The organism is Aeromonas sp. 600282 (assembly GCF_049175755.1).
GTDB lineage: Bacteria > Pseudomonadota > Gammaproteobacteria > Enterobacterales > Aeromonadaceae > Aeromonas > Aeromonas veronii_A.
Genome location: NZ_JAAKVR010000003.1, coordinates 146,584 through 158,052 on the forward strand (window position 1 = coordinate 146,584; position 11,469 = coordinate 158,052).

Sequence of the window (11,469 nt, forward strand, 5' to 3'; positions counted from 1 at the left end):
ATCAATCCTGCCTTGTTGTTATACGTATGCCGCCACCGGGCAAAGAGATAACCTTTATCTCTCCAGCATCCACCGCCTGCTGCACCACAGGAACCGGTTCGGCAACCACCGGGGGCTTTACCGCCACAGGAGCTGGCGGCACCCAGGCGAATTTGGAAATTGCGACCACAACCTTGCGATTTTGCAGCCGGCCTTGCTCAGTGCTGTTATCGGCAAAAGGGGAAAACTCGCCATATGCCTCAAAGGCCAGACGCTGGGGTGCGATGCCATCAGCAATCAAGCCATTGAGCACCGCTTCGGCCCTCGCAGCAGAAAGCGCCCAATTAGAACGATAAATTTCATTATTTATCTGTTGGTTATCTGTATATCCTCGGACCCTTATATAGTTATCGACCGGTTTGAGAATACTTGAAAGAGTATTGATTACCGGTGCAGCATTCGGTCCCATAAAGGCGCTGCCACTGCCAAACAGCAGACCTGAACTGAGTTCCACAGTCAGCCAGTTCTCGTCTTGCGTCATTTTGACTATCCCGGCATCCACCAGTGACCCCATGCTCTCTTGCAACTGCATATCAAGTTTGGCAAGTGTCGTGCCATCTTGCAGCACAGGGACACCAGAAATGGGGGCAAGTGAAGGAGAGGGGGACGTTGCGCTTTCCAGCAACGAGGGGGAGGCAGAAACAGCATTCTCCAACAGTGAATTGCCCTGCCCCTCCAGCAGACCATCACTGCGAGACTGCATGACACTGAACGCCTGACTCATGCCATCTATCACCGCACGATATTTGTCCTTGTTCACCAGCGCAACAGAGTAGAGCACCACAAACAGAGCAAATATCAGCGTCATGTAATCGGCATAGGAGACCAGCCAACGGTCAAGGTGTTCACGCCCCTGCAAGTGCAAACGATAGCGCTTGCGCATGGCTACTCTCCTTTCAAATAGGCCCTGAGCCGACGTTCAACCTGTAAACCATTCTCACCATGGGCAATGGCTAACAGCCCTTCCAGGGTCATCTCCTGAAACAGTGCATAGTGATAGTGAAACGCTCGCAACCGGTTGGCTATCGGTAGATAGATCAGGTTGGCAAACCCGACACCATAGATGGTTGCCACAAATGCCACTGCGATGCCAGCCCCCAGAGCAGATGGCTCTTCAAGATGAAACATGGCCTGGATAAGGCCCAAGACAGCGCCGATAATCCCGATTGTCGGACTATATCCCCCCATGGCTTCGAACACCCGGGCCGCATGTTCATTACGCTCCTGCTCGATATCGATATCGGCTTCGAGCAACATGCGAATATCCTCCGTGGAGACACCATCGACAATCATGTTCAACCCTTGGCGGGTAAAATGGTCCTCCTCCTGCTCAGCCTGATTTTCGAGGGCCAGCAGCCCCTGCTGGCGTGCAAAGGCAGCCCAGGATTGTAGCCGTTCAGCCTGGGCAGAGAGATCCTGCCGTGGCGGATTGAAAATCCATAGACACTGGCGCAATGCCAGCAAAACAAACTTGGCAGGGGTCTGCAATGTAACGGCACCAACTGTACCGCCAAGAACAATGAGAAAAGCAGGCCCGTCCAACAACGTCAACAGGGAGCCACCATGCCACAGCTGGGCAATAGCAATAGCCCCCAGTGCGAGGAGCAGACCGAGCAAGCCCATGATTAGCGCCCCAACTCAACCAGAATACGCTGGGCCACCTTGTCCAGAGGAAGTGATTCACTGGCAATACCTGCCTTTGCAACCGCTTGAGGCATGCCATATACCACGCAGGAAGCCTCATCCTGAGCCCAGATTGTAGAGCCCTGCTCTTTCAGCAGTCTGGCACCATCACGGCCATCAGCCCCCATACCGGTTAGCACAATCGCCAATACCTTGTCGGCATAGGTCTTGGCAGCAGAGGCAAAGGTAATGTCCACGCAAGGCTTGTAATTTACCTTGTCGTTGCCATCAACGATGCGAATACGGGCGCCTGCACCACGACCCTCCAACAGCATCTGCTTGCCACCGGGGGCCAGGTAGGCATGGCCCGGTTTGAGGACGTCTCCATCCTCGGCCTCCTTGACACCTATCTGGCATAACCCGTTTAGACGGGCAGCAAAAGCTGCGGTGAAGGTGGCAGGCATATGCTGGATAAGCAATATTGGGTGAGGAAAATCCCCTGGCAACTTGGTCAGCACATTTTGCAAGGCTACCGGGCCGCCGGTAGAAGTCCCGATCGCCACCAATTGATAACTCTTGCCACTTCGCTTGAATGAGGCACTTGGCACAGTGCGTTGCAGGTCAGGCTGACGCTCTGAGGATCTGGGCGCAGTGCTACCCAGCGGAGCACGAGCAACCGGTTCAGGTGCTTTGGGGCGAGCAGCGGATGTCATCAGGAAGCGCTTGCGGGAGATCTCCTTCACCCGTTGTTGCAACAGTCTGACCGCTTCGTCCTTGTCTCTGGCAATGTCTTCAAATTTTTTGGGCAAGAAGTCAAGAGCACCGGCGTCCAGTGCATCCAGCGTTGCCTTGGCGCCTTCATGAGTCAGGGAGGAGAACATCAGAATGGGAGTTGGACACTTGGCCATGATCTCCCGCACTGCACTGATGCCATCCATCACGGGCATCTCGATGTCCATGGTGATCACATCAGGGCGCAGCGACATGGCCTTGTCTACGGCTTCACGCCCATTCTGAGCAGTATCTATCACCGTCAGCATGGGATCCTGATTGATTATCTCGCTCACCCGGCGGCGAAAGAAGCTCGAATCGTCGACAACTAATACCTTGACTGCCATTGTTATTTTTCTAACTCCTTGGGCCTGAGCGATTAATGTCTACGCGCATATGCTTTGAGCAGACTCGGTACATCCAGAATAAGGGCAATACCGCCATCGCTGGTAATGGTTGCACCAGCCATCCCCGGGGTGCCTTGCAGCAGATTATCGAGCGGCTTGATCACCACCTCTTCTTGACCAATCAAGCTGTCGACCACAAACCCGATTTGCTGAGTGCCAATCTGCACGATCACCACATGCCCGGTATCCTGACGTGAGCGCTTGTTGGTACCACGGATCAACCACTTGTGTAGATAAAAGAGGGGAATCGCCTTATCACGCACAATGATGGTGAGCTGACCATCGACCATATTGGCCTTTTTCAGATCCAGATGGAAAATCTCGTTCACACAACCAAGGGGAAGAGCGAAGGTCTGCTCACCCACTTCAACCATCAGGGTCGGCAGAATGGCTAGCGTCAACGGAACCTTGATTTCGAGACGGGTGCCTTTCCCCCAGGTAGAATCGATGTGCACTGACCCATTGAGGCTGACAATACTGGTTTTAACCACGTCCATTCCGACACCACGGCCAGAGATATCGGAAATCTCGGACTTGGTCGAAAATCCGGGGGCAAAGATCAGGTTATAGGCATCGTTATCACTCATGCGCGCGGCAGTATCTGCATCCAGCACACCGCGGCTGATGGCAATAGACTTGAGTTTTTCCGGGTCCATCCCGGCGCCATCATCCTCAATGCAAAGCAGGATATGATCGCCTTGCTGGGAGGCGCTAAGGGTGATCGTCCCTTGCCGCGGCTTGCCCGCTTTCTCCCGCACATCCGGCATTTCGACCCCGTGATCGCAGGAGTTGCGAACAAGGTGAACAAGAGGATCGGCGAGCGCCTCCACCAGGTTTTTGTCGAGGTCGGTCTCTTCCCCAACCATCACCAGCTCAATCTCTTTTTTGAGGGTTCTGGCCAGATCACGCACCACGCGCGGGAAACGACCAAATACCTTCTTGATTGGCTGCATGCGGGTTTTCATCACCGCACCTTGCAGGTCAGCCGTTACCACATCCAGATTGGCAACCGCCTTTGACATCTCTTCATCATTACTGGCAATACCCAGACTCACCAGCCGGTTACGAACCAGTACCAACTCACCTACCATGTTCATAATGACATCAAGGGTCTTGGTATCCACCCGCACCGTCGTATCGCTTTGCACTGCACTGTTTTCGGCAGGAGCTGGCGTAGCCTTGGCGGCAGGCGCTGATGCCTTGGCTGCTTCGGCAGGTTTTGCGGGGTCAGCCTGTACAGGTTTGGCTACAGGTGTTGTCGGTTTGGGCGCAGTCACCGCGGCAGGTGCGGCAGGTGCGGCAGGTGCGGCAGGTGCGGCAGGTGCGGCAGGTGCGGCAGGTGCGGCAGGTGCGGCAGGTGCCATACTACTCTGAGGACCTTGGCCACGACCATGCAATTCATCAAGCAGGCGTTCAAACTCATCATCATCGATAAGCTCGTCCACCTCTTTTTGCACCGACTTCAGAGGATTCACCTCTGGCGCCCCCATGTGCTGTCCCTGACCATGGAGTTGATCCAGCAAGGCCTCAAACTCATCATCGGTTATATCGCCAGATTCGCCAGCAACAGTCGCTCCTGCCGCACTCTTGGTTGGTGTGCCCCCCACGCCATGCAGCTCATCCAGCAGACGCTCGAATTCATCAGCTGAAATCTCGTCTATGGATCCGCCCCCGTTAACAGGAGCAGGATCGCTGGCCTGGTTTATCGGTTCAACAACCTCGGGGTCGGAGACAACCTCAACAACAGGAGTGACAGCCTCCTGCTCCATGGCAATAGCGCCACTTGTCGCGGTTCGGAGTTGCTCTTCTCCTTCAGGCTTGCACAACTCGTGGAGGTCATGGAGCAGATCATCAGACGCAGGACTTGGCGCTTCACGGTTTTGTACTTGGGCGAACATGACGTTTATGGCGTCCAGCGCTTGCAGGATCACGTCCATCAGTTCGGCAGTCACGGTTCGCTTGCCATTACGCAAGATATCAAATACGTTTTCAGCGCCGTGGCATACGTCAACCAACTCCCCCAAAGACAGGAAACCGGCACCACCTTTTACGGTATGGAAACCGCGAAAGATGGCATTTAACAGATTCTTGTCATCAGGCCGCTTTTCCAAGTCGACCAGTTGCTCAGACAACTGTTCCAATATTTCGGATGCTTCGACCAGAAAGTCTTGCAGTATGTCTTCATCAACTTCGAAGGCCATGCGTCACTCCATTAGAATCCCAAGCTAGACAGCAGATCGTCCACATCATCCTGACCATTGACTACATCGGCACGCGCCTCTGGATTCATGATTGGGCCTTCGGCTTCAATCCCGTTCACAGGGAGAGTACGAGTTGAATGCTCAGCTGCAGCCTCACCAAACATAGTCAGCATTTCTATTAATTTTGTTTCAACTTCCTGAACCAGTTTTATGACCTTGCGGATCATCTGGCCTGTCAAATCCTGAAAGTCTTGTGCCATCAGAATTTCTGTCAGCAGTTGTCGTAACTTATCGGCATCTGACTCAGAAGCCTTAATGAAATCATCAAGTTGATGGCATAAGGACTTAAACTGCCCCACGCTCATATCTCTGGACATCAGTGCATTCCAGTTGGGCATCACCAGCTGGATATTATCATTCAGGCGATCCGCTATTGGCAGACTGGCCTCTACCGCATCCATGGTGCGATTAGCAGCCTTGTCGGTCATATCTATGACGTAATTGAGGCGCTCCCTCGCATCGGGAATGTCATGGGTGGCCAAATCGGGAATTCGGGGGTCGAGACGAAATTCTTGAAGTGAGTTATGCAGTTGTCGGGTCAGCTGACCAACTTTTTCAAACAGATCGGCTGCGTTGGGGGCACATACATTGGCAAGCAGTTCATCGGCCAGCTCGAATTCACCTTGCTCCAGATGAGCAACAAGCATCCTTGCCTGGTCGAGCGAAATCATTGCTTTCGTTTTGGCCATCATCCCTGCTGCTCCTTAGCCAAGGCGTTCAAAAATTTTGTCGAGTTTTTCTTTGAGCGTTGCTGCAGTGAAAGGCTTGACGATATAACCGTTAACGCCGGCTTGCGCGGCTTCGATGATCTGCTCGCGTTTGGCTTCTGCCGTCACCATCAGTACCGGCAGATGCTTGAGCTTTTCATCGACACGAATGGCTTTCAGCAGGTCGATACCTTGCATGCCTGGCATGTTCCAGTCGGTAACCACAAACTGGAAATCACCATTTTTCAGCATCGGCAATGCTGTGTTGCCGTCATCCGCTTCATGGGTATTGTTGAACCCAAGGTCGCGAAGCAAGTTCTTGATAATCCGGCGCATCGTTGAAAAATCGTCAACAATGAGGATTTTCATGTTCTTGTCCAAAATTCCCTCCTCAATAGCCACCTCAGTGGCTCACTTACATGATGCTAAAAACGGGTTGTGTCATGCGGATTATGCCTTAGAGTTTCATCTCAGTGTAGCCAGTACAAACACTTATAGATGCCAATCTCTCAAACGAGCGCGTAGTCTGTGCATTGCCTGACTATGTATCTGACTCACGCGCGACTCACTCACATTCAAAACCTCGCCAATTTCACGTAAATTCAGCTCTTCATCGTAGTAAAGAGAGAGAACCAGGGCTTCTCTCTCCGGTAAGCGACCAATTTGCTCCGACAGTTGAATTTGAAATCGTTCTGTGGCCAGTTCATCAAACCCCGAGCCTGACGGAGCTTCATCAGGGTTACCGATCACATCCTCACTGACCCCCAGATCCTCGATACCGATGATCTTGCCACAGGAGACATCCTGCAGCATGACATGATAATCAGCGAGAGAGACCCCCATTTGCGCTGCGACTTCCGCGTCGCGAGCATCCCGTCCATTGGCTTGCTCCACATTTTCGATCGCTTCGGCAATCGCTCTGCTGTTTCGATGCACGGAACGGGGCACCCAATCACCACGCCGGATCTCATCCAGCATGGCACCACGGATACGGATCCCGGCATAGGTCTCGAAACTGGCTCCCTTGCTACCATCAAAGTTCCGTGACGCTTCGAGCAGCCCAATCATACCTGCCTGTATCAGGTCATCCAGCAAGACACTGCTTGGCAGGCGAGCCAGCAAATGCTGGGCAATCCGCTTGACCAGTGGAGCATGGCGCTCTACCAGCAGATAGGAATCCTGATGACGCAAGTACGCTTGGGCTTTATTCACGGGAACCTTCCTGTGTGGTGGCCTGAGTCTGCAACAGATTCTCCAGGAAAAACTCCAGATGACCGCCAGGCTGGTTTGGTACCGGCCAGCTAGCTGCTTTGTTGGCCAATGCGCGGAAAGCCAAAGCCGCCGGCGACTTGGGAAACGCCTCGACAATCAGTTTCTGCTTGCGCACGGCTGCACGCAGATTGGTGTCATAAGGCACGCAGGCAACCAGTTCCAGTGACGTATCGAGGAAACGATCGGTTACCCGGGTCAGCTTGGCAAAAAGCTCCTGCCCTTCACGCAGGCTGCGCACCATATTTGCCACTACCTTGAAGCGAAATACACCGTGCTCTTTGGAGAGGATCTTGATGAGGGCATAGGCATCGGTAATGGAAGTCGGCTCGTCACACACCACCACCATGATGTCCTGCGCAGCACGGGTGAAACTCAAAACCATGTCCGAGATCCCCGCCGCCGTATCCACCATCAGAATATCGACCTGGGTCTTCATCTCGCTGAAGGCGCGGATCAGTCCGGCATGTTGTACCGGTGAAAGCTCGACCATGGACTGGGTCCCCGAGGTTGCAGGCACAATCATCATGCCATACGGTCCCTCAACGATAATGTCGTCGATAGTGCACTCACCTGCCAGCACGTGAGAGAGATTGCGATGAACCCGCAGCCCCAGCATGACGTCGACGTTGGCCAGACCAAGGTCAGCATCCAGCACCATTACCCGTTTGCCTTGGGCCGCCATGGCTCCGGCCACGTTCAGGGTCACGTTGGTCTTGCCCACGCCACCTTTACCACCGGAAACGGCGATCACTTTTACTCGATTGTTTTGACGCATTTTGCGCAGACCACTCGCCTGATCCATATACATGTTACTCATAAAACTCCGAATCTTCGGCCTCGCCAAAGCCTGTGCCCCAGAAATAGGGCTCTTCTGTTTCTCGCTCCAGCGAGCCCATGGCCGCGCCGACAAGCTGCGCCGCATTGGCAACCTGAATATCTTCCGGAACCCGCTGCCCATCCGTGATGTAACTGATAGGCAAGGCATTCTGGATACACACGTTAATTACTTCGCCCAGATTCAGACTCTCATCCAACTTTGTAAGTATGCAGCCGCTCAAGGGAATGCGCCGGAAATGGTCAACCGCTTCCTGCATTACCCGACGCTGGGAGGTTGCCGACATCACCAGATAGCTGCGGATCCTCACCTTGGCATTCTTGACCAGGGTATCGAGCTGCTCGGTCAGACGGATATCCCGCTGCCCCACGCCTGCCGTATCGATCAATACCAGCCGACGGTGGCGGAACTGATAGAGGGCATTGGCCAGCTCTTCGGCATCACGCACCTGACGTACCGGACAGCCCATGATCCGGCCATAAGTCTGTAATTGCTCATGAGCACCGATCCGGTAGTTGTCAGTGGTGATAAGGGCCACCTGCTCGGCACCATACTTCATGGCAAAACGGGCGGCTAATTTGGCGATGGTGGTGGTCTTGCCCACCCCGGTCGGCCCCAGCAGGGCAACGGCGCCCCCCTGACGTAAAATCTCGTCCTCGCTGATCTTGAGCTGAGCCGTCAACACTTCCGCCAACTGGGCCATCGCCTGATGGATGGGCATGTCTTCAGGGATCAGCCCCGCCAGTTGATCGGCAAACGCATCGTCAAAGCCCATCTTTTTGAGCTCCTTGATCAGCAGAGCCCGCATCGGCTCACGTCGCTCAACTTCCTGCCACATCAGACCGGAGATCTGGTGCTCCAGCAATTTGCGGATACTGGCCATCTCCTTGCGCATCCCCTCCATCTCCTGATCCCGCTGAGCAGGTTGAGAAGAACGCTGGGCGGAGGCAACCCGGGCTTTGGGCTTGACAGGTTCCGGGGCGGCGCCCCATTGCCCCTGCTCGGCCAATGTTCTGGGCGCTGCATTGGCAGCGGCCAGACCGGCCGATTGGGTATTGCCCATTGGCGCCCCATTGCCCGGCTTGAGCTTCTGCTGGCGCGCCAGCAAGGCTGCCAGGGTATCGGCATAATGTTCGTTCTGTTCCTGAACCTTTGTGGGCTCGGGGCGGGTCATCTGCCGAGCAGCAGACGAAATATTGACACTCTCATCGTTCAGCTGACGGCGAACCGGCGCATCTTTGGGCCCCGGAACCTGGGATTGATAATCGACTGCGGCGACTATCTCTACCCCTCCGGTGACCTTCTTGTTGGACATGATGACAGCGTCAGGCCCGAGCGTCTCCTTGACCTCGGCCAGAGCCGTTCGCATGTCCTTGGCAAAAAACCGCTTAATCTTCACCCATCGTCTCCGCTAACTAGTTCTGCCCTACCGCACTGACGATGCGGATCTGCTTGTCGTCGGGCACTTCCTGATAAGACAGAACACGCAACCCAGGAATGGCATTCTTGACAAATTTTGCCAGGGTATTGCGCAAGATCCCCGATGTCAGAAGCACGGCCGGTTGGCCTTCCAATTCTTGTCGTTGAGTGGCTTCCACCAGCGAGCGCTGCATTCGCTCCGCCAGACCCGGCTCAATACCGGCACCATCACCTCCACCCGCCTGCAGGGATTGATGCAATATACGTTCCAATTCAGGTGCCAATGTTATCACCGGTAGCTCTGGGTCTGGGCCGGCAATCTCCTGCACAATCAGACGACGCAGGGCAATCCGGCAAGCCGCGGTGAGCACTTCCGGATCCGGACTGCGCGGCGCGTATTCAACCAGGGTCTGCAGGATAGTGCGCATATCGCGGATTGGCACCCCTTCATCGAGCAAATTCTGCAATACCTTCACAAGGTTACCCATGCTGATCACTTCCGGCACCAGCCCTTCGACCAACTTGCTCTGGTGTTTGCCAATCATGTCGAGCAGTTGTTGTACCTCGTCATGGCCGAGCAACAGTGAGGCATGGTTGGTCAAGATCTGACTCAAATGGGTGGCAACTACGGTCGCAGTATCCACCACTGTATACCCCAGGGTCTGCGCCTGTGACACCTGCTCCTTGGCTACCCACACTGCTTCAAGTCCAAACGCGGGATCCCGGGTAGCAATCCCCTGAATTTGGCCGAATACCTGCCCCGGGTTGATGGCCATCTCTTTATCATGGTAGACGCTGGCCTCGCCGGTACTGACTCCCATCAAGGTGATGCGATATTGATTTGGTGCCAGATCCAGGTTGTCGCGGATGTGGACGGCAGGCACCAGAAAGCCCAGTTCTTGCGAGAGTTTCTTGCGCACCCCTTTGATCCGGTTGAGCAGTTCGCCCCCCTGATTGCGATCCACCAGCGGGATTAGCTGGTAACCCACTTCCAGCCCGATGATGTCTACCGGCATCACATCGTCCCAGCTCAACTCTTTCTGTTCATGCGATGGCTGGTCAGTACTGGTCGGCATCAACTCGCCGCTGGCTGCTTTGGCTACCGCCAGCTTCTCGCGGCGCAGCAGCCACCAGGCTCCAGCGGCAGCGATCGCCCCCAGACTCAGGAAGGCGAAGTGCGGCATCCCCGGCACCAGTCCCATCATCAGCAGGATACCGGCAGAGATGATCAAGGCCTTGGGATTGTCGAACAGTTGGCCCAATACCGCCGTGCCCATATCCTGATCGGTATTCTGACGGGTCACTATGATGGCGGCGGCGATAGAGAGCAACAGGGAGGGGATCTGCGCCACCAGACCGTCACCTATCGCCAGCAGGGTATAGATCTCGGCAGACTCCCTGAAGGTAAGATGATGCTGCATCATCCCGATGATAAAGCCGCCGATGATGTTGATGAAGAGGATCATGATGCCCGCAATGGCATCCCCTTTGACGAACTTGGAAGCACCATCCATAGAGCCATAGAAGTCCGCTTCCTGGGTCACATCCTGGCGACGCTTCTTCGCCTCTTCCTGGTTGATGAGGCCGGCATTCAAATCGGCATCGATGGCCATCTGTTTGCCCGGCATCGCATCCAGAGTAAAACGGGCGCTCACTTCCGCGATCCGCCCGGCCCCCTTGGTGATAACCACAAAGTTGATGATCATCAGGATAGTAAAGACGATGATGCCGACTGCATAGTTACCGCCGATCACCACATTACCGAATGCCTCGATCACATGGCCTGCCGCTGCACTGCCATTGTGACCTTCCAGCAACACCACTCGGGTCGAGGCCACGTTCAATGCCAACCGCAGCAAGGTGGCCAGCAGCAATACGGTCGGGAAAGCAGCAAATTCGAGGGGGCGCCGGGTATAGACGGATACCAGCAGCACCACGATAGAGAGCGCAATGTTGAAGGAGAAGAGCACATCCAGCATCAGTGGCGGGATGGGCAACACCACCATGCCGAGCGCGGCCAATACCAGCAGAGGGGTACCAAGGCCTTTGCTCAATACTCCCCGAGACTGTTTTAACTGGCCCAATACTGCCTTGAATTCCATCGCTCTTCTCAATGTCAACCTGCTGGTGCCAGA

General features: G+C 54.8%; 10 protein-coding genes. All 10 read right to left on the reverse strand.

Annotated elements, in window-relative coordinates; translation table 11 throughout:
• Nucleotide 1: 1 nt before the first annotated feature.
• Nucleotides 2-922, reverse strand: coding sequence for a flagellar motor protein MotB (locus tag G5137_RS05120; RefSeq protein ID WP_216951800.1), 921 nt, complete (start codon nt 920-922; stop codon nt 2-4).
• A 2-nt stretch (nt 923-924) separates the two neighbouring features.
• Complete coding sequence (locus G5137_RS05125; protein WP_227341082.1) at nt 925-1,662, reverse strand: flagellar motor protein; 738 nt, start codon at nt 1,660-1,662, stop codon at nt 925-927.
• Between the two features lie 2 nt (nt 1,663-1,664).
• Nucleotides 1,665-2,780, reverse strand: coding sequence for a protein-glutamate methylesterase/protein-glutamine glutaminase (locus tag G5137_RS05130; protein ID WP_227341083.1), 1,116 nt, complete (start codon nt 2,778-2,780; stop codon nt 1,665-1,667).
• 32 nt (nt 2,781-2,812) lie between these two features.
• A complete protein-coding gene (locus G5137_RS05135) occupies nt 2,813-5,041 on the reverse strand; it encodes a chemotaxis protein CheA (RefSeq protein WP_216951802.1) in 2,229 nt (742 codons plus the stop codon).
• Nucleotides 5,042-5,052: 11 nt separating this feature from the next.
• Nucleotides 5,053-5,793 carry a protein phosphatase CheZ gene (locus G5137_RS05140; RefSeq protein WP_216951803.1) on the reverse strand — a complete coding sequence of 247 codons (741 nt, stop codon included), beginning with the start codon at nt 5,791-5,793 and terminating at the stop codon, nt 5,053-5,055.
• A gap of 12 nt (nt 5,794-5,805) precedes the next feature.
• Entirely contained in the window at nt 5,806-6,189 is a 384-nt protein-coding gene (cheY, locus tag G5137_RS05145) for a chemotaxis response regulator CheY (protein ID WP_041234108.1), read from the reverse strand.
• 111 nt (nt 6,190-6,300) lie between these two features.
• Nucleotides 6,301-7,020, reverse strand: coding sequence for an RNA polymerase sigma factor FliA (locus tag G5137_RS05150; protein ID WP_216951804.1), 720 nt, complete (start codon nt 7,018-7,020; stop codon nt 6,301-6,303).
• Nucleotides 7,013-7,855 carry a MinD/ParA family protein gene (locus G5137_RS05155; RefSeq protein ID WP_408082997.1) on the reverse strand — a complete coding sequence of 281 codons (843 nt, stop codon included), beginning with the start codon at nt 7,853-7,855 and terminating at the stop codon, nt 7,013-7,015. Before G5137_RS05155 ends, G5137_RS05150 begins: the two co-directional genes overlap by 8 nt.
• A gap of 34 nt (nt 7,856-7,889) precedes the next feature.
• Nucleotides 7,890-9,314 (reverse strand): flagellar biosynthesis protein FlhF, encoded by a 1,425-nt coding sequence (gene flhF, locus G5137_RS05160; protein ID WP_227341085.1) that lies wholly within the window; start codon nt 9,312-9,314, stop codon nt 7,890-7,892.
• Nucleotides 9,315-9,330: 16 nt separating this feature from the next.
• Complete coding sequence (flhA, locus tag G5137_RS05165; protein WP_421206218.1) at nt 9,331-11,436, reverse strand: flagellar biosynthesis protein FlhA; 2,106 nt, start codon at nt 11,434-11,436, stop codon at nt 9,331-9,333.
• Between the last annotated feature and the right edge of the window lie 33 nt (nt 11,437-11,469).